Here is a 23342-nt window from a genome sequence, read left to right as displayed (position 1 = left end):
GCGGGCACGGGCAAGAAGCTTCGCGGGGGGTGCGGGCACCGGCGCCAGAACCAGCGTATCGCAGTCTTTGTACCTACTTCCCACGAATACCACTCAACCGGGATGCAATGAAACTCAAAGGGCTTTGTAAGGCATAAAATCTTGCGGCTTTTACCGATAACAGAATGCTGACCACAACATGCTGACCACAACGAGAAAAAACCATGCGTTTTGCATATACCGCGCTCGCGCTTGCCGGGCTATACGCCAAGAAAAATGACAGGCATCCATCGACCGGGAATTCCTATCGCGGCTGTTTTGTCGGCTGTACTGATAGGGTGTGGCGGGGGAAATGGAAATAACAGCTCGTCTTCCACTGCTAACCAATCTACCCTGAGCGCCGACCAGAAGACGTTCGAACAGTTTGCGCTAGCGCCGAATGCCTCATATAGCATCGACTGGTCACTGCCGATTTCAGGTACGCCTACGAATGGCGTTAACCATCTGTATGAATCGCATGCGTCGATCGCCGCGTCGCCGTCCACCGGCGGCAAACAACCACTGAACGGCTCAGCGCCGACGTCGATTGCCAATTCGCTGAGTCTTCCAACCACCTTTGCCGTTGGGCGCTATTTAATCAAGGGTGCAATAGTCGTGGGCTCTGGGTCGTTGAACAATGTGAGTTACCGGGGTACCGGTATTGAGGTCGACACTCTTGCGGCGGATGGTGTGACAGTTGTAGAAAGCCAACTGCGCAGCAATCTTTCGGTGGTCCCCCTGAATGGAGCCGTCAAGGCCGCTCCGGCTAATCTGGCGCAATGGTTTAATTCGCTTTACTACAACCCGTCATTGCTTGGCGCGTCGTCGAGTTGGACCCCTGGTGCCGCATATCTGCAATACACTGCGACCGAGGTCGCTGATACCTATACGGTTGCAGATTACGCCGGTTCCACAACGAGCAACGCGCCAAATCCGGTCGCGAGCGGTACGACAATCTCAGCGTTGATGGCCGCAGGAGGCATTTCCTCAAGCGTCGACGGCACGACCTACACGCTGACCAATGGCAGCGTGTCGTTTATCAACGGCGTGACGACGTATATAGCTTCGGCGGTGCGCCCCAACTTGACGACGCCTACCTACAGGACCTATTACGAGCTTAATGGCAATGTTTACGCGGGTAACCTCATTAAGGCGGGAACCGTATTGGGCGGTAATGCGTATCCGGTTGCGGCACCGGGTACATCCACCGGTTATACACTCAACTACTCGCAGCAATATCAGATTCGTTTGAATGCCATGGCTGTCGCCAGCTTGCGTACGGCTGTGACATTTTAAGAGGGCTCCGGGGGTAGCAATCTTCGCCGAACAGGTTCAGTCTCGCGATTGATAGCAAACTTCGGGCATGCGCTCTGACGCGGCGGCTGGTTGCATGCGTCACCGCGTCTGGCGACACGGCAATATGCCCGACTGGTTCATCACCGACCAGTTGAGGAAGGTCTGCTCCGGGCCCAACACCTTCATGGGGCTTCGCTCACTTAAGAGTCGCTCCCGTACGCCCCTTCAGATATGCCAGGGCAGTCACACGCAACCAGATTTCCGGGAAGGCAATTGCCTGGCGCCAGTGGCCGCGCATCGCGGGGCAGTTCGATGTCCCGGCGATGCCGGCATCAAGCTCGAGCCGGACAGGAGCAGCTTGAACATCCTTGCCGGTCGTTTACGGCGGCGCACCTTCGATGCCATTCAGTTCAGCCCGGACGGATTGGAGATCCGCAGCTTCCACCCACCGTCGCGGCCCCTTTCCATGACCTGTGTAGCGGTACCGCGCTCCTCGTGCTCCCGGCCGTCCGGTAGTGTCCCGTTGAGGGTCCAGTCGAGCAGGACGAGGGCTATGTCGCCGCTCGTCAGTACACGACGCACTTCGTTACGGATATGCGGGCGCAGTGCCAGTAACTGAGCCAGTCCGATGCGCAATCCGGCGAGGTTTTCCTGTATCACCTCGCCATTCGTCATCCGCATCGTGGCCTGATTGCTAAACATACTGAGCAGGACATCGAGATCGCCGGCGTTCAACGCCGCGTCGAAAGCGACTGGAACCTGCTCGGGCAAACTGCACACAACGGAGCTGCCCTCGATCGCTGCGACGAATCGCGCAATAAGCCGCGCCACCTCGGCCGGCGCTTCTAGCGGCGACAAGTGTCCCGTGCCGGGCAGCACGTGCATTGCCGCGTGCGGGATGTGAGGCAGCAGCTCGGCCTGCAGTGTTGCGACGCGATCCACCTGGTCAAGCTCGCCGGAGATGATGATGGTCGGCGCGTCGATTAACGCCACCGCCGCGGTAATGTCTTCGCGCATGGCCACGTTTGGCCACGCCGCCTTAGCCTGCGGCGCGCCCCTCAGGCTGTCCTCGATGACTTGCTCGCGGTGCGCGGCGGTGAGCGATTTCGCGGTCAAGACGTGATCGATTACGAATTCGACCGATTCGCGCGATTGATACGCGCCGGTCAACGTCGCACGTTGCTCGTCGGAAAGGGGCGTCGGCGACGGAGGCGAAGGCGCGACGAGCACAAGACCTTCGAGCCCTCCCGGCCGACGCGATGCGATAAGTTGAGCAACCTTGCCGCCCATCGAATGGCCGACCAGAACGTAACGCCGCAGTCCCAGCGCTTCGATGACGCCTTCGGCATCGGCGGCAAGATCGGCAATGCGATAGCCGTCGGCGGGCGCCTCCGAAGCGCCCCAGCCGCGATGGTCGGTGGCGACGATTCGATACCGGTCGGACAATTCGCTTGCTACCTCGTCCCATGTGCGCGACGAGCCGCCGTAGTAGTGCAGGAACACCAGCGCCAACTCGCCGCTGCCCCGCTGCACGACATGAATCCGCGTACCGTTCGACTTGATTTCCATTTCCGTGCTCCTCGTCCGTTAGGTAGTCTCCGAATAGTAGATTCAAGCCCCCAGTTTGATAATTGCCGATCCGGTGCGCACAGTCGATAATAATGTTATCGAATCGGAGGACCAAATGGACCGACTCACAAGCCTCGGCGTTTTCGTCGCCGCTGTCGAGGAAGGCAGCTTTGCCGCGGCGGCACGCCGCTTCGGGCTATCGGCAGCGATGGCCGGCAAACACGTGAGCGCTCTCGAGGCCGAACTGAATGCGCGGCTACTCCAGCGCACCACCCGGCGCTTGAGTCTGACCGATACTGGCCAGACTTACTACGAACGCTGCAAGCGGATTCTCGAAGCCTTCGACGAAGCGAGGCGGGAAGCGAGCGATTCGCAAGGCACGGCGCGCGGTGTGCTGCGTGTCGCGGCGCCGGCCACGTTCGGCGCGATGCACCTGGGCGAGGTTGTAGCGCGCTACCTGGAGGACCATCCGCACGTCAACGTGGAAGTGCTGCTCGGAGACCGCTACCTCGATCTCATCGAGGCGGGCGTTGACGTCGCAATCCGGATAGGACGGCTGGAGAACCCGGGACTTGTAACGCGCCGGCTTGCGCTGTGCCGAATGGTCGTGTGTGCGTCTCCCGCCTACCTGAAGCGCCATGGAACGCCGCGCAAGCCGGACGACCTGATGCATGCACAACGACTTGTGTTCAGCGAGGCCGTGTCGGCCGGAGACTGGACGCTGCGCGACGGGAAAAACCGCGCGCACGTGATCGACGGACCTTGCCGGATGACGGCCAACAATACGCAGATGCTGCTCGCCTCCGCTCTTGCCGGAGCGGGCATCGTGTACGGTCCGACCTTCGTGTTCGGCGCGCACATCCGGCGCGGCGAACTCGTGGCGCTGCTGCCGGACTATCGCCCGGCTGATCTGACGATTCAAGCAGTTTATCCGAGCGCGCGGCGCATACCGCTCAAAGTGCGACGGTTCGTCGATTACCTCGCCGAGGCGTTCGGCGATGAACCGCCTTGGGATCGCAAGGAGATGCCTTGGAAGGGGGCTGTTCCAGGCTCGAAAGTGGCCGTTGAGCGGGGGCGAATATAAGCGGCTGTTCGTCGAGGGCGGCCGAGCTGGCAGTCTGTGCCTCGCCAGCAGAGACCCCTGGCCTGATTTGAAAAGGTCGAGCCACGGGTTAGTTTTGATGTCATGCCCCCAACCGAGCAAGCGGCCACGCGGATCTACGCTGGGGCACCTGAAGACTCCAATGACTAATCACGACAGGCCGCGTCTGCTACGTCCGCTCCTGAAGGATTGCGTTTGGGAGCATAGCCGAATCGGTACTCGACATCCGGACTGCATCGATAGTGGAATCAGGTTTGACGAAGGGAAGAAGTCGCGCTTCGCGGCCGAACAATACATTTACGTGCCGCTCTGGACAACGATGCCAACGACGATGCATCTGTGGAAGGTCCTGCACTCCGGAATGAAGCGTGCAAAAGGCGGTGCATGGTCTTGCACGCCAGATACCCGATGCACTAGTAACGGGAATCGAACCGGACCTGCGCACTGCCTCCGTGCGTAGGGATTCACATCGGGTCTCTTCGTTGTCCGCTTTTTCCCTGGTATATTCGCGGTAAAACGCGTGAAATCCCGATCCGTGCGTTGGCGCGAAAATTGCAACCGATGTATACGAACGGATATAGCGCACCGCTATGCCGTTCGATGACATCCAATGCAGTCCTCTTCTTGTCCGAGATGGAACCGATAACATCATGCAAGTCCTGAGCGATACAGATAAGCCAACGGCATCCGCCCAGCGTGACATGCCTCAGGAATTTCTTCCGCCGCGATGTACGTTCAGTGCGGAAGACTGGCGCATCCTGGCCAGACAGTGGTACCCGGTTGCCCGCAGTGTCGATGTGAAATCCTCGCCGGTAGCTGTGACGCTTCTCGATCTCGAACTGGTGACTTACCGGACACCTGCCGGTGTCCATGTGGCGAGGGACCTGTGTCCGCACCGGGGCGTACCGTTGAGCATGGGGTGCGTCGAGGGTGATGAACTGGTCTGCGCTTATCATGGCCTACGATACGCAGCAGACGGTCAATGCCGTAAGATTCCCGCTCAACCTGAGTTGAAGCCTTCCGCAAAATTCCGGCTGACCGTGTTTCCGGCCGTAGAGCGCTATGGTCTCGTCTGGACCTGCCTGAATCCTCAGGGTGGCGAAGCGAACCTGCCGCCAATGCCTTCATGGGGCGATCCGCTCTGTCAGTCGATCCTGCCGCCTTTCGTCGACATCGCGGGATCGGCTGGCCGCCAGGTCGAGGGATTTGTCGACGTCGCGCATTTCGCATTCGTCCATCACGACGCATTTGCGGACCGTAACCGGCCCGAGGTTCCGATGTACCAAACGGAATTCACCGACTTCGGATTGCGCACCGAATACTGGAGCAATGTCAGCAATTACCCCAAGGCACTGCAGCATCTTGCCCCCGACGACTTCTCTTGGCTGCGCGTCTATGAGATTTACCCGCCGTTTTGCGCCCGCTTGACCGTGCATTTCCCTAACGAAGGGCGGCTGAACATTCTGAATGCAGCAAGCCCAGTCTCAGCACGCAAAACCAGGCTGTTCGTTCCCATTACGCGAAATTTCGATACCACCGGATCGCTCGACGACGTCTATGCCTTTAACGCGCAGATCTTTGCGGAAGACCAGGCGATTGTCGAACGGCAGAGGCCGGAAGATCTGCCGCTCGACATGCAGGCCGAAGCGCATTTCGCGGCGGACCGGACTTCGGTCGGCTACCGCCGCCTGCTCAGGGAGATGGGCTTGACCATGGCGTATGCCGGTTGAGGGGAACCCGGGCGGCGCGGCCAGGAAATCGGTAAGCGGCCGGACCGGTCGAAAACCGGGACCGGCTGGCTTCGCTTGTGAAACACGACACCATACCGGGAAGCCACCGTCGAAAAAACGGCCGTCAAACCGCGGCGGCCTGAGTTAGCTACCCGGCAACGCATACGCTTCAGGGAAGAAGTAATCCTTCCACGACGCAGCCTTGTTCTTCAAGACACCGAGCCGGTTGAGTTCGTTCGCGTAGACGAAGCTGCGTTGCGGGGAAATCGTGAATTCGATTTCTGGATCGGTGACGATCTTCTGGACCAGCGTCAATGGCAAGGTGGAGTGCTCTACGCGGATATAGGCAGCGGCAGCGGCGTTCTTGTCGCTGTTGATGATGCGAGCCGCTTCCGCCAGCGCGTCGTAGAAGGCGCGGTACGTCTTCGGATTTTCGTCGTGAAACTTCTGCGTTGCGTACAGCACGTTGAACGTGGCATGGCCACCCAGGGTGTCATAGGAACTGAGCACCTTGTGGATGTTGGCATGCTCCAGTGCCTGATACTGAAACGGCGGGCTCGAATAATGAGCGTCAATTTCCGTATGGCCTGCGATCAGCGCGGCGGTCGCATCAGGATGCGGCAAGCTGACCGAGATGGCGTCGAATCGTTTGTAGTCGCTGTCGCCGAAGACCCTGGCGGTTTCGATCTGCAGCGTACGCGACTGGAAGCCGACGCCCGCCGCCGGCACGGCGATGCGGTCCTTGTCGGTGAAGTCCTTGAGCGTGCGGATGTTGGGATTGTTGGTCAGCAGATAATTGGGCATCGAGCCGAGCGCGGCGACAGCCTTGACGTTCTGCCGGCCGCGGGTTCGATCCCAGACCGTCAGCATGGGCGGCACGCCGGCCGACACTACGTCCAGGGCGCCGGCAAGCAGAGCTTCGTTCATGCCTGTCGCGCCGGAAATGGTGCGCCATTCAACCTTGATGTCGAGCCCTTCCTGCCTGCCGTATTTCTCGATCAGGTGCTGGTCCTGGACGACATCGAGGATCAGATAACCGATACCGAATTGCTGCGCGATGCTGATCTTACCCTCGGCGTGCGCTGGGCACGCGAGCATTACTGCTCCGCAAAGGACCATGGCATGCGCCAGACGCTTTACAACTGAACCCCGGATACCGTTTTTCATTTCTTTTCAGATGCTTCGTGCCAGTTTGTGAACCGTTGTACGAGCGGCTGGCCGAAGCGCCGTCGTACTCCGGCAAGCGCGAGCACCCAACGAGGCGCCGCCAGTTTCCGGTAGTCTACAGGCCGCGAGATGAGCCGGATAAATGACGTTTGGGAATATGTATATATGTCATGCGATAGCGCGCGGGCGTGTTTCTGCAGGCGCGCGCGTGTCGGGCTCCCGACTACGCTTGCTTACCCGCGCGTCGGGACGACAAAGAATTCACTATATCTGGCTGTATATTACGCAACGACGAAGCCGGCCATGTTTTGCGGCTTCTGCATATGGGGCGAAACGCTGAGTCTCGTTTCGATCGTCGGAATAATCTCGATCGTCGGGAGTTCCATCGCCGTCGCGGTTCGGGAAGAACCGCCCGAGGGACCAGCGGTATAACAGCATCAATTGCTTCGGGTCCGTATTCGCGGCGCCGAGTTTTTCACAAACTGTTTCAGCAGGGAGCGCAAAGGCGCAGTATTGCCGACAGAGAGTCGGCCATGAAGGCGCGAGGGAAAGCAGCAGATGCCAAAGGCTGGATCGTCAAGCCATTAAAAGGCAATTCAGCGCTGGAGACGTTCAAAAAATTGGCAAATGGATGACAGCTCGTTGAGTGGTCTGGGTTTCGACTCTAGAGCGTCGCCAGACTATCGAGCACAAAGTCCTTGATCTCCAGACGCACCTCGTCACTCACCCGGACGAATTCGAGCCCGTAGAAAAACCCGCCGTCCTTTTCCCGCCGGTTTCGCACCTCTACATAGACTTCGACGGGTCGAACACGTTGCGCCACGCTCAAATTCATTGACAAACGGGCGCTTTGGCCCACAGTTAAAAAGTCGACACTCGACGAAACACCCGCGCCTATCAGACTGATATTGCTGACAGTGACATCAACGCTCGCCCGCTGGTATTCGCCCGATTGCAGCTTCGCCGGGAATGACGTAGTCACACGCCTATGTTTGCGCACGGTCGCGTGGATAAGGTTATCCGGGTATTCGAGGTAGTAACACCCGAATGGGCCTACACCGTCTGGTGTCAGCCGCGTGGAGAAGGTAGACAGATGCGACCCAGTGAAAAGCTTCGCTTGATAGCTGTGCTCCGGATCCAGAACCACGCTTTCATCCGGTCCCGTACTCCTGACGATAATGGTCTTTTCGTGAACAACACCAACGAGATCAACGTGAATCGCTTCAGAGCCTCCGGCAGGGGTAAGACGAAAAAATTCTACCCGGTGCTTCAAAGTGGGGAGCACGTTCATTGACCGACCTGAGATAGCCTCCGGTTTCGGCAATGCCTTTTCGTGGGCGTGTGCGCTGCTGATGAGTAGTTCCGTATTGACCTGAGGAGCATGGGAGACCGGATTGAACGGTCCACTGCGAACTTTTTCCGTACTTTTCCGATAGCCCAGGTCGTACAGCCGATCAAGCAGGCTACTCGTTGTCACGGACTGCCCTTCCTGGAGCAGCAGTTTCCCGTCAGCGCTATAGATTGGAAACGGAATCGGGTCGTCGGAGGTGATGTCGCCGGGTTGCAGTTTGACTAAGGCCATAGTGTTCACAAGAAACGCGTATCACTTCACCAAGGGATGCCTTGTCCGACCGGATGCAGCCGGGAGCCGCCTCTCCCGGGGACGGCTTACCGGTCACGCCGGAATCTCGCGCGACAAAGCCGACGCATGAAAATAGAGTATGCCGAATGCATATCGGCTTCCAGCGGCAAAAATTTACCCATCAAAAACGCAACGCACTGTTTCAAGAAAGAATGAAGTAGGTCGTTCAAAAATGGCGTGGGCGTGGGCGGAGCGGATGTTAAACCCACCACCCGGTACTCACACAAATGCGATATCACCGCTTGATTGCCGCTCGATGGCGAACTTCCGGCATAAGGCTACTGTACTGATTAGCGGCCATATGCCAGGCGATCCGGCGATAGACCGCTTCGGGTCGAAGCGGTCATTGCGGCGGCGCTGCTCGGAACGTCAGTCGTGGTTCGACGAACAAAACCGCTCGCGCGGTAGAAGGCTCCTGCCATGAAGCGTCGTTCGTTTATCCCATCGCCCGGACATTCAGATGAGTGCTTCGCTCAAACAGCGTCATTGTGGTGAGTTGCTTTGAGCCTTCGGGTTCCCTCGTCTTAATGCCATCGGAAACAGCGTGTTTCCGATGGCTTACGTGTCGTCGGTGGTCACCTGCTCCTCGCGCGCGTATTGTGAAGGCGGCCGCCCGACGTGCCGCGTGAAGGCGACGCTGAAGGTGCTGGCGGAGCTGTAGCCAACGCGTTGTGCAACCTCGGCGACGCGACCTTCATTACGGCGCAGCAGGTCTTTTGCGAGCGCCATGCGCCAAGTGAGCAGATATTCCATTGGCGCCACGCCGACCGCGCGGTTGAAGCGTTCAAAGAAAGTTGAGCGCGACAGTGCGGCTTCTTTCGCAAGTTCAGCAACCGTCCAGGCGCGTGCAGGGTGTGCGTGCATACCTCGGATCGCGGCCGCGAGGCGGCCATCGGATAGCCCGCGAACCAGACCCGGTGACGCAGTCGTTTCCGCCGTGGACCGCAGCGCCTCGATGAGCAGCACTTCCAGCAGTCGTGACAGCACGACCTCGCGCGCAGGCCGCTGCTCGCGTGATTCATCTCGTACCAGTTGCACGAGGGTGGCCAGCCGCTCTTCGCCGCGGACATGCACGAGCTGCGGTAGCAAGGAGACCAGCAAGGATGCATCTGGTGAACCGAAACTGCAATGGCCCACCATCATTCGCGAGTCGACAGGGCCGTCCGGCTCCCCGATTCTAAATTCATTGTTGCCGAGCGCGATTGGCTCCAGCGTCTGAGCACCCGGCGGTGGCGGCACGAGGCTGGACATCGCGACGCCGTAGGCCGCGGGAATCAGCACGAAGTCCCCCGAGACGAGCTCGATCGGCTCATGCTCGTCGATCGCCATGCGACACCCGCCCTCGAGGATCACGCAATAGAGCGGCTGACCGGAATCCGAGCGGCTAACGTGCCAAGAGCTCGCACCTAGAATCAGTTTGGAAAATCGGGCGCCCGGCTGCAGCAGCGTCACAACTTCGGCCAACGGATCGATCATTGCCGGACTTTTGCAAATGAAATTCGGACTTTCGATTGTAGTGAGTACAGTCGCCGCGGTCTATCGTACGGGCATACGCAAACCACCTCACAGAGGAAATCCCATGAAAACCGTGCTGATCACCGGCTGTTCCTCCGGCTTTGGCCTCGAGATCGCCCGCTATTTTCTAGTACGCGACTGGCAAGTCGTCGCCACCATGCGCGCGCCGCGCGCCGACGTACTACCGCGCTCAGAGCGCTTGCGCGTGCTGGCGCTCGACGTCACAGATCCGGAAAGCATCCGCAAGGCTGTCGAGGCGGCCGGCCCGATCGACGTGCTCGTCAACAACGCGGGCTTCGGCGCGGCTTCGCCCGCGGAACTGGTCCCGATGGCGACGGTGCACGAGATTTTCGAAACCAACACCTTTGGCACGATCGCATTGACGCAGGCGGTGCTGTCTCAGTTTCGGCAGCGTAAGGCCGGCGTCATAGTGAATGTCACATCGAGCGTCACGCTGAAAGCGCTGCCTCTGATCGCCGCTTACCGCGCGAGCAAGGCGGCAGTGAACGCATTTACCGAGTCAATGGCGCTGGAGGTCGAACAGTTCGGCGTGCGAGCGCACCTGGTGCTGCCGGGTCGTGCGCCTGACACCCGGTTCGGCGAGAACGCCCGCGCCCAGATGCATGGCCTCGACCACGAGGCGTACGCCGGTCTCGTCAAGGATGTCTTCGCGCGACTCCAGGATACCTCTACGCCAATCACCCGGGCACAGGACGTCGCCGTGGCTGTGTGGCGCGCGGCGACGGACCCGTCATGCCCAATGCTCATCCCGGCCGGCGCTGACGCCGAAGCATGGGCGGCTGAGGTTCGCTGACCGTGCGGTACAGATTCAACCTGACTTCCATGCGCTATCGCATATTGCGACGAGAAGATTGCTGTGCAGGACAAACTCGTTGCTCTCGTAACCTGGGCTAATCAAGGAATCGGCTTCAGATTGCAAAGGATCTCGCGGCACGCAGTTTGACTGTGTTGGTAGGGTCGCGCAGCCTCGAACGCGGCGAGGCTGCGGCCAGGGAAGTTGGGCTGGGCGCGTTCGCGCTCCCACTCGACGTGACAGATCAGACTTCGATCACATCTGCGGCAGAGCGTGTCCGAGACGAATTGGCCGCCTTGACGTGCTCATCCAGAACGCGGCCATCTCAAATACGAAGAGGCAGCCCGGTCAGTCTGTTGAAGAGTACGCAAAGACGACGCGCCCCTGCAACGTGGCCCCCGATGAAATGCACCCGGGGTAGGACGCCAACGTGTTTGGCATGCTCGCCGTGCACCAGGTGATGCTGCCACTTTTGCGCGAGATGCCGGGCAGGGCAAGTTGTTGCAGACCCAGTCCTTCAAGCAGTCGGGCCTGGACCACGCCCGCTTGTGCATTGAGCGTGCCGGTGCCGAACGACTGGCCGACGACGATGCGTGCCGCGCGCGAACCATAAGGCTGCTTCAGGGCCGCGCGATCGCCTCGGCAACGTCGTGTGGATTCGGGGCATGCCCGCTTTCGAAGAAGGCCGTCAACGTCTGCACCATCCTGGCCGGAATCTCGCTGATCTCGCCGCTGGTCTCGGTGCGTGCTTCGTCGCGGGGCAACCGTGCACTTGCGAAGATAGTCGATCTCCGCTGTTCTATTTCCAGGATCTCGCGTCGAGCGGGCCGTTCATCTGCTCCGCACGAGCCAACTTGATGTCGAGGCGATTGCCGCCGAGGTCGGCTATGAGGACGGCGCCACGTTGCGGACGCTACTGCGCCGGCGTCCGGGCCGTGGGGTGCGGGAGATACGCGGTGCTGCGGGCCAACGACATCCGGGGGTCCGCTCCGCAGGATTTCGTGGTCGCGAGTCGCGGTTCCGGGGGGATGTTGCGTCGAATGCCGATGATGTCCGGAAGCCGCCAACGACGGAAGCGATTCACCCCTCCCGCAAACGCTCCGGATCACCGCCGGCACGGCCCCTTCTGTCATTCTTTTGTAACGACCGGGTAACCGCCCTGTTGGACCTCGCTCCCTAGACTGGCATCACGCTGTACCCCAACCTTTCCATGTGATGTTGATCAAAGGAGTTGCCATGTACTTTCCCACGTTCCGCTCGGCCGCCGTACACGCCGCCGCCGCGCTCTGCCTGTTGACCGCCGCTACCGCGCCGGCCTTTGCTGCGCCGATCAGGAACATCGTCCTGGTCCACGGAGCGTTCGTCGGCGGAGCGGGCTGGCGCCCTGTCTACGACATCCTGACCCGCGACGGTTATCAGGTCACTCTGGTGCAGGAACCGCTGACCTCATTCAACGACGACGTGACCGCCACCAGGCGCGTGCTGGACGACCTCGACGGCCCGGCCGTGCTGGTCGGCCACAGCTACGGCGGCGCGATCATCACCGAGGCAGGCAACGACGATCACGTAAAGGCGCTGGTCTACATCGCCGCGCATGCGCTGGACGTCGGCGAAACCGAGGCGAGCAACGGCAAAAAGTACCCGAATTCGACAAAGGCCGTGATCAGGACGCCGGACAATTTCCTCTATCTGAATCCGGCCGATTATCCGTCGGACTTTGCCGCCGACCTGCCGCGCGCGCAAGCCGAATTCGAGGCGCACGCACAGATGCCGACATCGGCTTCGGTGTTCACAGCGCTGATTCCCGATCCGGCATGGAAGAGCAAACCGAGTTGGTATATGGTCGCAAAAGCGGACAAGATCATCAATCCGGATCTCGAACGCATGTACGCGGCGCGCGCGCATGCGCATACGGTGGAAATCGACGGCGCAAGCCATTCGGTGTATGAATCGCATCCGCGGGAAGTAGCGGCGTTGATCGAACAAGCCGCGCAATCGGCACAATAGGGCCGCGGGGCTTCCGTCTGGCATCAATCGACGGGCGGCCGGGAAGACAAACCCACACGGCCATCCTTTCCGGTTGCAGAGCCCGGCGTCCACGGGCCGGAACAACGGTACGGTGATATGCGAATACTGGTCATCGAAGACGAAGCGAAAACAGGCGAATACCTGCTCAACGGTCTGACCGAGGCGGGTTATGTCGTCGACGTCGCCGCCAATGGCATCGACGGGCTGCATCTGGCGAACGAAATGCGCTACGACCTGATTCTGCTCGACGTCATGATGCCGGAGATGGACGGCTGGAGCGTCATGAAAAAGCTCGGTGCCCGCCTCGATACGCCGGTCCTGTTTCTCAGCGCGCGCGGCACGCTCGAAGACCGGCTCAAGGGCCTCGATCTCGGCGCCGACGATTACCTCGTCAAGCCGTTTTCGTTTGCGGAGCTGCTCGCCCGCATCCGCATCATCCTGCGCCGCGGGCAGCCGCAAAAACAGGAAGAGCGGCTGGAAGTCGGTGATCTGCACATCGACGTGCCGAAACGGCGGGTCGAGCGTGGCGGCACGCGCATAACCCTCACCAACAAGGAATTCAATCTGCTGCTGTTCTTCGTGCAGCATCAAGGCCAGGTCCTGTCCCGCGCGCTGATTGCATCGCGCGTATGGGACATGAATTTCGACAGCGACAGCAATGTGGTCGACGTCGCCGTGCGGCGGCTCAGACAGAAAATCGACGAACCCTTCGAAGTGCGCCTGATTCATACCGTACACGGCGTAGGCTACCGCTGCGAGCACGAAGCATGAAACGGATGTCGCTCACGACGCGCCTCGCGCTGCTGTTCGCGTGCCTCGCGTTCGGCGCCATGGCGGTCGTCGGCTTTCTGCTGTATAGCAAGCTTGAAGCGCAGCTGATCGCGCGCGACGACGCGGCGCTCGTCACGCGAGTCGATCAGCTTCGCACGCTGATGCAGGACATGGACGTGCGCAATCTGATTCATGAGAAGCCGCATCTGTTCGCCAACATGCTGGGCAATACCGAGTCGCTGCTGGTCGTGCAGTCGCCGGGTGACGCGCCGCTCATCGTCGTCAATCCGGGCCATCGGGCCGTGCCGGACGTGCGGCCTGTGCCGGCAGATGCCGTGCTGTCGCCCGGCGCCGTGCGCCATGCGGTAACGGCCGACGGCACGCCGTTCATCTACGTCGCCGCCGATGCGCGCGGCGTGGCCGGGCAGCGCGATCTGCAGATCATCTCGGGGCGCCTGATGACCGAGCGCACACGGATGCTGCACGCCTACCGCAACCAGATACTACTGTTCGCGTCGACGGCCGCGCTGCTGGCCGCCATGCTCGCTTACGTGCTGGTGCGGCGCGGCATGGCTCCGCTGCAGCGGCTCGCGGCGCAAACCGCGTCGATCGGCGTCGCCAGCTTGTCGACGCGCATCGAGGGGCGCGAGGCGCCGCCCGAACTGGACGCGCTGATCGCCGGGTTGAACGGCATGCTCGACCGGATCGAGCGGGGCTTCACGCAGTTGAAGCAGGTCTCCGCCGACATGGCGCACGATCTGCACACACCGATCGGCAATCTGCTTGGGCAGACCGAAGTCGGCTTGAGCCACCCGCGCGACGTCGCGTATTACCAGCGGCTCCTCGGTTCCAATTACGAGGAGTTGCAGCGCCTGTCGAAGATGATTGCCAATATGCTGTTCCTGGCCCGCTCCGAGCAAGCGGACAATGCGATCGAACACAAGGCATTGCCCGTCGCCGATGAATTCGAGCGGGTAGCAGCCTATTTCGAAGGTCTTGCCGAAGAGCGCGACGTCCGGCTGGAAAGGCGCGGCGAGGGTCTCGTATGGGCCGATCCTGTTTTGTTTCGCCGCGCCCTCGCCAATCTACTGGCGAATGCCGTGCGATATGCGAATCCCGGCACGGCGATTCTGACTGTGGCGGAGCAAAGCCCGGACGGGATGATCGTCTATGTGGAGAACCGCGGTCCGATGATCGAGCCGCATCACCTCGAACGGCTTTTCGATCGCTTTTATCGCGTGGACAAGTCGCGGCAGCGGTCGTCCGAATCGAGCGGGCTCGGGCTTTCGATCGTACGCAGTATCATGCTGCTGCACGGCGGAACCTGGCATGTTATGAGCAACGAAGGCGTGACGCGCTTTACGCTGGTATTTCCAGCGCGGGAGGTCTGAGTCGCTCACTGCCCGCACGCCTTCCTGCAACTTCAAACGAAAGCGCAAACGAAAGCGCCGCATGTGCCGGACGGGAAGACGGCAACACGCGCGTTCACCCCGCCGGCGCAAACAGCCCCGCGGTCTTGCAGTCATCTTCAACAGCGGTGCATTGCGAATAGCCGAATCGAGGTTCCCTTCGCGGTGGCAAGCACCGGGCACATCCCAGATCCCGACTCCGATTCCGCGGGATGCCACCCGTCATCTCCGGACATGTGTCCGTTGTATCCGGCGGGGTCAACTGGAAGAAGCTGTTCCCGTTGCGTCGCTTCGGGTACCAACGCCCTGCAGGAACACGTTCTTCATATACTCGGCAAGTCCACGTTCCAATATCCAATGAGATGCCGCCGCGAGGAGGATGGCTACCACGGTCGTCAGGAATAGAAAAGGGAAGCCAAGCGTCATATCGCCATGTCCCGTGTGGACAAATGGATATGGCAGCATCCCTTGCACGAAGCCGTGCCACAAATAGAGAGAAAACGATATGTCTCCGAGGTAGGTCAGCGTGACCGGCGCGGTTAGGGAAAGCCGCTTGCTGGCGAGCGAGAAGATCAGCATCATCGGGATGAGCGACGCGCCCCATTCGGTGACGCCATATCCGATTCGAAAACGGGTCAGGTATTGCCAGACCACGAACGACACCGAAGCGAAGAGCATCAATCCCAGGATTCTCTCGCTCCGTATTTCCAGACGCGAGCGGTGAATCAGTCCGATCGCGATGCCTGCTGCGAACTGCCAGATAATGGGGAACGTAATGAGTTTCACGTACGGGTGGCTGAATCCATAGTCGATGTTCGTATCAAGCACGACATTGCCGTGCACATAAGGCACCAGCAGCAGCGTCACGCACAGCCACCCACCAAAGACAATCCACCTGGACCGCCCGAAAAGCATCGACATGCCGAAAATCACGTAGAAATACATTTCATAATTCAGCGTCCATCCGACCGAAATGACAGGGAACCCGAAATCCGGCGAAACACCATTGCCAGTCGGCAAAAACAATGCGGTAAAAAGCAATTGCCGCCTGTGAGCAGGGCTCTGCAGGAATCCGGTGCCATGCAACGCGACCAGGACGAAAACGAGTACCGCCACCAGGTAAACCGGCCAGACGCGGGAAAACCGTTTGATCAGGAATTCCAGAACATAGGCCGGTGAGCCATCGGAGCGGGCGGTCGTGTGAACCATGATGATGCCGCTCACGATGAAGAAAAGGGTGACGCCCATCGACCCCGCTGCGCCGAATAGCAGATCGCCAAGACCGGTTCCGTAGGGGCTGATGAACCCGCTGCCGTGGTAAAGCACAACCATTAACGCGGCGATGCCACGGACTGCCTGTATGAAGCTCAGCTTTCTATTCATTTTTGCGTGCTTTGGGACCTGCCTGGAATCCTGCTATCTGGTGAGCGAAGGATAATGGGCCGGGTTTGTCACCTGGAAATCGTCCTCGGAACAGCACGACCGTGGTTGATTCGTCCGCTTGGTGAAAACGGCGCGGAGTTGTGCGCGATTATCGGCAATGGCGGCGGTCTTGTCATGTTTGGCTTGCGCACTTTCCGCTCACAGCCCGGAACCCGCAGCAGCGATAGCGGGCCAGCACCAGTCCCGATAGGCAGTCACAGGTCGGCAAATCGGTGTGTAACAGTCGCCGGCCATATACGATCCTTGACTCGAGCCATGCGATAGACGTTCATGCGCCATTTTCCACCTTGGCACCGATCGCTAACAGGTTGCTGACCCGGCATCGCAGGACCTATGACATGCAAATGGGACGCCGGTCCACCTCGGGCAGCGACTGAAACGCATCAATTGTGCGCACATGAAAATACCGCAGGATTGCACCAGATCGTGGTTGGCTATCTGGAGCCTGGCTGCGTGACAGCCCGGCCCTCTTCCCCGTCCCCTTTTGTAATAGCAGCCTACTTATCTCTGCGCCAAGGGGATACCGCCTGGTCTCGATGACATCGGCCATAAACGTTGCGTGGCGGCCTCGCAGGTTGGCTGAGTTAAAGATTGGGAAAGAGTTGTCGTTATCCAGAAATAAGTCAGACCATCGACCTGACTCGTGTCAGATGAACGGCACGCGCTGGAACAAAAAAACATCGGGGAAACATCTTGAATCAGCCACGCTCGCCATGGTCGCGCACGGCCGCTCCGGGCGAAGTCATCTATTCCGAAGGCTTCGCTGGCGACGCAGTCATCTACGTAATCGCAGATGGCAAAGTCGAAATTTCCACGCAGTGCGATGAAAAGAAAGTCATTCTCGCCACGCTTGGCAAAGGCGAGTTCTTCGGCGAAGCGGCGTTGTTGCCACCCGAGCCGCGCGCGCACACGGCTAAAGCACTGAGCTTCTGTCAATTGACCGCCATCGCCGGCGGCATCGTCGAAGAAGAGCTCGAGCGTGTTTCGCCGCTGCTGCGCCACATCGTGCGCACGATGATCCGCCGCGTCAAAAAGAAAGACGACATTCTCGCGACGAACACGCATGCCGATTTCCTGCCCGGCGTTCTTTCCTACGCGCATGTGCTTTCGCTGATGGCCGGCGCCGAGGCCAACGACCGCGTCGACGCACGTGCACGACGCTCGCAAAACGAGGAGATCTCGATTCCGCTCTCCGAAGTCATCAAGAAGTGCAACGCGATTGCCGGCCATTCGCGCCCGCATGTCATGACGATGCTCAAGCGCATGGAGAAGCTCAACCTCGTGTCGATCGAAGCGGGACGATCGGAGCGGCTGAACAATACGTCGGGACGATACGCCGCCGGCGACGGCGCAATGGGCCGGCAAATCGTCACGTTCGATCCGGCGCGGATCACGGAACGCGCGCAGCAGGTGGCGGATCACGATCTGGACGTGTCGATCAGCAGCGAGCTGGAACTGATTGAGCTGAACGATCTGGAAGCCTTGATCGGCGTGGACAGAAAGGTACTTCTCAATAAGCTCTCTCACGCCGAAATCGCTGAGGACGTCTTTGCTTTCCGCAAGAGCAAGGTACTGAATTACGTCGAAGAAAAGGGCCTCACTTATTTTTCGCGCCGTAATGCGCGTGCGGCAACGGAGTTGAATTCGCTTGACGATCTGGAGTTTGTCGACCAGAGAACCTTGTTCGAAGCGGTGAGCGCCTTCGATACCTACGATCTCGCCAAGCTGCTGGCCGCACTGGCAGGACAGCCGATTGACGAACGCCTGCAATCGGTGATGACCGAAGCGAGAAAGAAAGAGGTGTCGTGGATAATGCGTCGCGAGGTCAGGATCGACCCGGTCGAGCTTGTCGAGATCGAGCAACGATTCATCGACGCAGTGCGAGCGCTCAAGTCTCCTGCTGCGAACGCAGCGCAGGCTGAGTCGTGACGCCATGAGCAATCGCGTGACAAGGCGCGATTTGACCTGTGGTTCGCACGCTCGTGCGGCCGCTTGCGAGGACGTATGGATCTTTTGACGATATTGGGGGCGGTGTTCGGCTTGTCTGCCATCGTTGCGGGCTTCTCGCTCGAAGGTGGACATTTCACCTCCCTGTTTCAACTGGAGGCGTTTGTCATCGTCCTTGGCGGCACGCTTGGCGCGGTGATGATTCAAAACACGTGGGCGCGGTTTTACGACGGCGTGAAACTGCTGCGCTTCGCTTTCGTGAAGGCGCGGCAAGTGGATCGCGAAAGTCTGTCGGTTCTGCTCGAATGGGGCGACCAGGCGAAACTGAACGGTATGCTGGCTTTCGAGTCGATCGACGCGCGCGGCATCAACCCGTTTGCCAAACGAGGTCTCGAATTGCTGGCGAATGGCGTGTCGACGGCCGTGCTTGAAGACGCTTTGCAAAGAGAGCTCGATGCATACGAGCGCAACCGCATGGCGGCAGCCCGAATCTGGCAGCAGGCGGGCGGCTATTCCCCGACTTTCGGCATTCTGGGCGCGGTGCTTGGCCTGATTCAGGTGACGGGCCATATGCTCGAACCGTCGCAGCTCGGACAAGGCATCTCCGTCGCTTTCGTCGCAACGCTTTATGGCCTCGCATTGGCGAACCTGGTGTTTTTGCCGTTGCACGGAAAGATCCGTGCGCAGGTGGATAGCGAACTGCGTTTCAGGCGGTTGTATCTCGATGGCTTGCTCGCGATTTCGCGCAAAGAGTCGCCTCATACCATCGAAACCCGACTGGCCGGCGACATACGCGAACGATCGGCCGAACTTCTCGGCTAGCCGCTTTGATCCTGTCGAGCATGAATTGAGCGCGGACTTTCCTGTATGAGCACATCTTCGGGCAGCAAGCGTCTGACGGCGGAGAAGGCCGCGCGTGATGAAAGTCACGATAGCGGGGCACACCCGGATCGCTGGCTGATTTCGTACGCCGATCTGATCACCACGCTAATGGTGCTATTCCTGGCACTGTATGTATTGGAGCTTGCGAAAAACAGCGAGCTTCAGATCACGACTTTGCAACACCATCCGGCGAAGCAAGCCGTGGATCTGCAGCCGTTCGCCGCGTCGGCCGCTGCGAGAAACGAAGCGGGGAAGCAGCTTCTTTCGTTGCTCGCACCGTTGCGGGACAACCACCGGATTACGATTTCGCAGACCCCGCAAGCTGTGGAAATCGCGATCAATGCCAGGATACTGTTCAACTCCGGCGATGCGCGCCTATTGCCGGAATCGTTCGCGGTTCTTCAGCAGATCGCCGCAGTATTGCGTGACCGCGCAAAAAACAACATTCTGGTGGAAGGGCACACGGACAGCTTGCCGATATCGACGGCGAAGTATGAATCCAACTGGGAGCTGTCTTCCGCACGCGCCGGAGCCGTAGTGCGCTTCTTTGCCGACAGGGGCATTGAAGGGCACCGAATGGCCGCAATTGGCCGCGCCGACAATTTCCCGCTGATCATAGGCAACGACGCAGTGGCGAACGCCGCTAATCGCCGCGTGACGATACTCGTCGAATATTGAACATTGCGTCGCGCATTCGGCGAGCGTCGAGAAGGCCGGGTAACCTGGATGCGACGAAGTCCTGGTTAGAAGTTCCGGTTAACCTCGAGCTGGCGGCAGGCCTGCTTCAACAAGCGGGGCAGGTCCGTAGCGGGCCGACAGGCAATCGCGGCAAAAAGTCAGATACCGCTTACTGACTGGATGCATGAGCCCGGAGAAACGCCACATAGCCATTCTGGACCTTGAGGATCTTCTCGGCGCACTCGTCGTAGTCCGAGCCCTTCGCGCTGTCCGGCCCATACATACCGCGACACTGCGCGAAGAGCGTTAGCGTGGCGCCCGCACCTTTCGCATCACGGCTCGCCGAAAAGGCGGCCTTGCCCGAATCATCGGGCACGTCGGTTTCGATGGCGACCGCGTCCGCGCGCGTCACGGGGGTATCGGAATGCTGCTGGATATAGCGTTTCGTCAGTGCCCAGGCGGCGTCACAGTTCTCCGGCGCGCAACTGACTGTCGCATTGCGTTGGGCAGCAAGAAGGTTGGTTTCGTTGTGGAGGAATGCCTGAGCTTGCTCCGCCTGCTTGACGGGAGACGAGCAACCAGCGAGTACAAATGCAACAAGCGCAATACGCGCAAAGGCAACGATCTTTTTCACGAGTACCTCTCTAGCCACGTTCGAGCGCGATTATAGCCGTGCGGCGGGCATGTTCACGGATTCGTCCGCACGGCGCGCGCCGGCATGTCCGGACGCCCGGCCAACGGCGGCCGGTCATGGTGTCTCGCAGCACACTTGCGGCGGTACGGGCGCAAGCCACGGCTGCCGAACGCGACGCGGTGGCTACCGCGGCGCGTTCACTGCGCGGGTGGGCCGGGAATTTGTCCAGAAGAGGAAAGGACGCGCGCTGGTCGCATGAGATCTGCAAGATCTCGCACCTCTCAATCAGTTGCTCGCACGCGGGGCCATGCGCGCCGCTGGTGCAGCATGGCGATCTGCGCTAACCGCGCGAAGATTGCCGCTCACCGGAAGCGGCTCAGGGAACAGAAGAACGTCTGACGCGACGCGGTAGCGGAGCGGATCGTCTGAAAGAATTCTCCGACGCGAGCCAGCGCGAGTCCAGCCAATTCACCGCCTGGCGTCGAACCGCCTACCCGGGTGAATCGATCACCGCGTCGCGTTGCTACCGCCACTTCTCGCCTATCGGATGAACAGGCTGGCAGGCGCGCCAGCTACGAGTGTCGTTGCGCTGAGGCTCGTAGTTGTGCCACCGGCAACCTGTATGATGGCGGGCTCGCGCCAGAGCAAAAGTCCGCACCAGCGGTCCGCGCAGAACGCGCACCGCCCGCTGCCACATGGCGCCGACGCATCCATCACGACAACCCAGGGAAGACCGCCATGACGGCCGCAACGCAATTCGATCAGGTGTCCATTATCAAACGGGCCAACGTCTACTTCGACGGCAAGTGTGTCTCGCACACCGTTGTGTTCCCCGACGGCTCGCGAAAGACGCTCGGCGTGATCCTGCCCGGCGCGCTCAACTTCGGCACCGACGCGGCGGAACTCATGGAGGTGCAGGCCGGCCAATGCCGCATCCGCCTCGAAGGCAGCGAGGACTGGAAAACGTATGGCGCGGGCGAATCGTTCTCGGTGCCCGGCAACAGCCGCTTTGATATCGACGTGGTTGAAACGCTCGACTACGTCTGCAGCTATCTGTAAGGATGGACGGGCTCGCGGCGCCCGGTGCTGTGTGCGGCTTTGCGCGTGTGTGCGGTACCGGGCCCGTCCGTTTGCGCCCGGGGTCCGGCGTGTGAACTGCGGCTTGGCGCGCTGGGACCAATCGATAATGATGCACTAACCGGCGCCCTACTTCCTGCAAGCAGGATACAGCCGTAGTTCAAAGGTCGACCGGGGGTCTCCGCTTGCCTTTTAGCGACCCAGCGGTCGCGGACGGTTAGTTGCGTAATTTGACCGACTTGATTATTGTGTCCGGGTGAGCCGAGGCCGCCATGCAACGCCAGTGAAGCTGGCAAATAAAGAATGCCAGAAACGACTTTCGCTGATAGCGCGGAAGACGGCCTGTGCAGCAGGATGTGATGCGGGCGCGCATCCGCGGTGTGGGCTCACGACGGTCATCCCAAACGGTCATTGGAAAGAGCGTGGTAGTTCGGTGCAAACGGTGTGTCTATGGCGCAGGCGCACTGCCCGGCAAGCGGCCCAAGGCATTCCCGAAAGCGAGCGCAGTGGCCGTCCGCCACGCATCACGCACGAAGCGCGACTGCAGTTGATCGCGCTGGCGTGTGAAGCGCAGGAGTCTGACAGATGGGTCACGCCGACGCTCAACGAGATTGCCGCGCGTGCCGTGAAGCGCGGCGGCGTCGGGCAGATCAGGCGCAGCCACGTGCAGCGCATTCTGCAGGTCGGCGACCTACCCCCGCATCGGGTCCAGCAATGGTTGCACACACAGTCCGGACCTAAACTTTCGCGAGAAGGCCCACGTCATTGCGTCTGTATCGCAGGGTGCCGCGAAACGCTGTCGTCCTCAGCATCGACGAGAAGACCGGCATTCAGGGCGGTGAGCCCAAGCATCCGGGACGAGCGCCCGCGCCAGGACGGCTGCATCGCCATGAGTTCGAATATATATTCGTCGCGGCACATTGGCGTTGATTGCCGCGCCGGATGTACCTACCGGAAAAGTGCTGCACAGTGCGAACGGCGTGCTCAGGACGATCTGATTGCGTTGATGGAGCGCGTGGCAATTGCGTATCGGGGCAAGCAGCCGCATGTGGTTTGGGACACCCTGAACACGCATCGCGCCCGAGCCGTCTGACAGGGCGTTCGATAGGCAGCATGGCAAGCGGCTTCATTTCCACTTCACGCCGTTGCACGCGGGCCGGGTTCAGTCAGATTGAGCTGCGGTTTACCCGCTTACCCGTGGGTAGAAGATTCTTTATTCAGGAACGCTGCTCATACGGTCACTAAACGTAGCGCATTCTTCCTGTACGCTCAGGTACACGTCCGCGGACACCGCTGAGACAGCTTTGATAGTGCCACTTGCGCGCATCTCCGGTGCGCACGGGCGCGATGCATACACCCTGGTAGTTAGTGCCGTGGAGACCAGGCAGCTCCGACCGCCGGCAGGCCTCACCCGACGCGGAAAGGGCACCACGTCGGACAGGATGCCCTTATGTGGTGTCGGTACTTCGTGCAGATCACGGGACGGACAATCACTCTGCGGTGCATGACCCCGAGTCCACTACATATTACGTACCATACGTTACATATGCAAACGAGCACGTAGCTGTTTGCGGGCATTCGTCTGGCTTGCCGAAGAGGGATTACGTCCGGGGGTCAACA

Annotated in this window: 19 protein-coding genes and 4 pseudogenes; 16 read left to right on the top strand and 7 right to left on the bottom strand. The window is 60.1% G+C overall.

The genetic code is table 11. The features are described from left to right. Positions 1-255: 255 nt before the first annotated feature. Positions 256-1314 (top strand): hypothetical protein, encoded by a 1059-nt coding sequence (locus BXE_RS43185; protein WP_011494466.1) that lies wholly within the window; start codon positions 256-258, stop codon positions 1312-1314. Positions 1315-1719: 405 nt separating this feature from the next. Here the strand turns inward: BXE_RS43185 and BXE_RS43180 are convergent, their stop codons facing one another. Further along, positions 1720-2883 (bottom strand): alpha/beta fold hydrolase, encoded by a 1164-nt coding sequence (locus BXE_RS43180; RefSeq protein ID WP_011494465.1) that lies wholly within the window; start codon positions 2881-2883, stop codon positions 1720-1722. 115 nt (positions 2884-2998) lie between these two features. Here BXE_RS43180 and BXE_RS43175 point away from each other — a divergent pair, with 115 nt between their 5' ends. The 3 genes and pseudogenes from BXE_RS43175 to BXE_RS43170 all read left to right on the top strand — a co-directional run bounded on the left by BXE_RS43175 (position 2999) and on the right by BXE_RS43170 (position 5715). After that, positions 2999-3967: a LysR family transcriptional regulator gene (locus tag BXE_RS43175; RefSeq protein WP_011494464.1), complete on the top strand. Its 969-nt coding sequence runs from the start codon at positions 2999-3001 to the stop codon at positions 3965-3967. Between the two features lie 160 nt (positions 3968-4127). Beyond that, a pseudogene (locus BXE_RS47810) lies at positions 4128-4363 on the top strand (hypothetical protein); the annotation flags it as partial. Positions 4364-4635: 272 nt separating this feature from the next. Next, complete coding sequence (locus tag BXE_RS43170; RefSeq protein WP_011494463.1) at positions 4636-5715, top strand: aromatic ring-hydroxylating oxygenase subunit alpha; 1080 nt, start codon at positions 4636-4638, stop codon at positions 5713-5715. Positions 5716-5859: 144 nt separating this feature from the next. Here BXE_RS43170 and BXE_RS43165 read toward each other — a convergent pair whose 3' ends face one another. After that, on the bottom strand, positions 5860-6813 hold the full coding sequence (locus BXE_RS43165; protein ID WP_011494462.1) for an ABC transporter substrate-binding protein: 954 nt from the start codon (positions 6811-6813) through the stop codon (positions 5860-5862). 599 nt (positions 6814-7412) lie between these two features. Here BXE_RS43165 and BXE_RS47805 point away from each other — a divergent pair. After that, positions 7413-7517 (top strand): annotated as a pseudogene (locus tag BXE_RS47805) (response regulator); the annotation flags it as partial. A gap of 29 nt (positions 7518-7546) precedes the next feature. On the opposite strand, the gene BXE_RS43160 reads toward BXE_RS47805, so the two are convergent. Together BXE_RS43160 and BXE_RS43155 are read right to left on the bottom strand one after the other, a co-directional pair. Next, the gene (locus BXE_RS43160) at positions 7547-8464 is read right to left on the bottom strand and encodes a PilZ domain-containing protein (protein ID WP_011494460.1); all 918 of its coding nucleotides are present in this window, start codon (positions 8462-8464) and stop codon (positions 7547-7549) included. Positions 8465-9082: 618 nt separating this feature from the next. Further along, on the bottom strand, positions 9083-10000 hold the full coding sequence (locus BXE_RS43155; protein WP_011494459.1) for an AraC family transcriptional regulator: 918 nt from the start codon (positions 9998-10000) through the stop codon (positions 9083-9085). A 103-nt stretch (positions 10001-10103) separates the two neighbouring features. Here BXE_RS43155 and BXE_RS43150 point away from each other — a divergent pair, with 103 nt between their 5' ends. The 5 genes and pseudogenes from BXE_RS43150 to BXE_RS43135 all read left to right on the top strand — a co-directional run bounded on the left by BXE_RS43150 (position 10104) and on the right by BXE_RS43135 (position 15043). Beyond that, positions 10104-10853 (top strand): SDR family oxidoreductase, encoded by a 750-nt coding sequence (locus BXE_RS43150; protein ID WP_011494458.1) that lies wholly within the window; start codon positions 10104-10106, stop codon positions 10851-10853. Positions 10854-11638: 785 nt separating this feature from the next. After that, positions 11639-11808, top strand: a pseudogene (locus BXE_RS47800) (helix-turn-helix domain-containing protein); the annotation flags it as partial. Positions 11809-12089: 281 nt separating this feature from the next. Beyond that, on the top strand, positions 12090-12860 hold the full coding sequence (locus tag BXE_RS43145) for an alpha/beta fold hydrolase (protein ID WP_011494456.1): 771 nt from the start codon (positions 12090-12092) through the stop codon (positions 12858-12860). Between the two features lie 117 nt (positions 12861-12977). Beyond that, complete coding sequence (locus tag BXE_RS43140) at positions 12978-13652, top strand: heavy metal response regulator transcription factor (RefSeq protein WP_011494455.1); 675 nt, start codon at positions 12978-12980, stop codon at positions 13650-13652. Continuing rightward, positions 13649-15043, top strand: coding sequence for a heavy metal sensor histidine kinase (locus BXE_RS43135; RefSeq protein WP_040123599.1), 1395 nt, complete (start codon positions 13649-13651; stop codon positions 15041-15043). The genes BXE_RS43140 and BXE_RS43135 overlap by 4 nt, the downstream gene beginning before the upstream one ends. A gap of 97 nt (positions 15044-15140) precedes the next feature. On the opposite strand, the pseudogene BXE_RS47795 reads toward BXE_RS43135, so the two are convergent. Together BXE_RS47795 and BXE_RS43130 are read right to left on the bottom strand one after the other, a co-directional pair. Next, positions 15141-15262: pseudogene (locus BXE_RS47795) on the bottom strand (DNA-deoxyinosine glycosylase); the annotation flags it as partial. A 57-nt stretch (positions 15263-15319) separates the two neighbouring features. Next, the gene (locus BXE_RS43130) at positions 15320-16444 is read right to left on the bottom strand and encodes an acyltransferase family protein (protein ID WP_011494453.1); all 1125 of its coding nucleotides are present in this window, start codon (positions 16442-16444) and stop codon (positions 15320-15322) included. Positions 16445-17197: 753 nt separating this feature from the next. On the opposite strand from BXE_RS43130, the gene BXE_RS43125 reads away from it, so the two are divergent. From BXE_RS43125 to BXE_RS43115, 3 genes are all read left to right on the top strand, one after another. Then, positions 17198-18433: a Crp/Fnr family transcriptional regulator gene (locus BXE_RS43125; protein ID WP_011494451.1), complete on the top strand. Its 1236-nt coding sequence runs from the start codon at positions 17198-17200 to the stop codon at positions 18431-18433. 75 nt (positions 18434-18508) lie between these two features. Continuing rightward, positions 18509-19273, top strand: a complete 765-nt coding sequence (locus tag BXE_RS43120) for a flagellar motor protein (protein WP_011494450.1) — start codon at positions 18509-18511, stop codon at positions 19271-19273. A gap of 45 nt (positions 19274-19318) precedes the next feature. Then, positions 19319-20011 carry an OmpA family protein gene (locus tag BXE_RS43115; RefSeq protein ID WP_011494449.1) on the top strand — a complete coding sequence of 231 codons (693 nt, stop codon included), beginning with the start codon at positions 19319-19321 and terminating at the stop codon, positions 20009-20011. A gap of 169 nt (positions 20012-20180) precedes the next feature. Here the strand turns inward: BXE_RS43115 and BXE_RS43110 are convergent, their stop codons facing one another. Next, entirely contained in the window at positions 20181-20645 is a 465-nt protein-coding gene (locus BXE_RS43110) for a hypothetical protein (RefSeq protein WP_011494448.1), read from the bottom strand. 84 nt (positions 20646-20729) lie between these two features. Between BXE_RS43110 and BXE_RS48105 the strand changes: the two genes are divergently transcribed. From BXE_RS48105 to BXE_RS45200, 3 genes are all read left to right on the top strand, one after another. Continuing rightward, on the top strand, positions 20730-21044 hold the full coding sequence (locus tag BXE_RS48105) for a CGNR zinc finger domain-containing protein (RefSeq protein ID WP_322787466.1): 315 nt from the start codon (positions 20730-20732) through the stop codon (positions 21042-21044). Positions 21045-21383: 339 nt separating this feature from the next. Further along, a complete protein-coding gene (locus tag BXE_RS43105; RefSeq protein ID WP_011494446.1) occupies positions 21384-21704 on the top strand; it encodes a pyrimidine/purine nucleoside phosphorylase in 321 nt (106 codons plus the stop codon). Positions 21705-22005: 301 nt separating this feature from the next. Beyond that, positions 22006-22815: a helix-turn-helix domain-containing protein gene (locus BXE_RS45200; RefSeq protein ID WP_158340971.1), complete on the top strand. Its 810-nt coding sequence runs from the start codon at positions 22006-22008 to the stop codon at positions 22813-22815. The last annotated feature ends 527 nt before the right edge of the window (positions 22816-23342 follow it).

It is taken from the genome of Paraburkholderia xenovorans LB400 (genome assembly GCF_000013645.1).
In the GTDB taxonomy this organism is placed as follows: Bacteria; Pseudomonadota; Gammaproteobacteria; order Burkholderiales; family Burkholderiaceae; genus Paraburkholderia; species Paraburkholderia xenovorans.
Note: the sequence above shows the minus strand (reverse complement) of the source record. Positions and strands in the feature narration are given on the sequence as shown.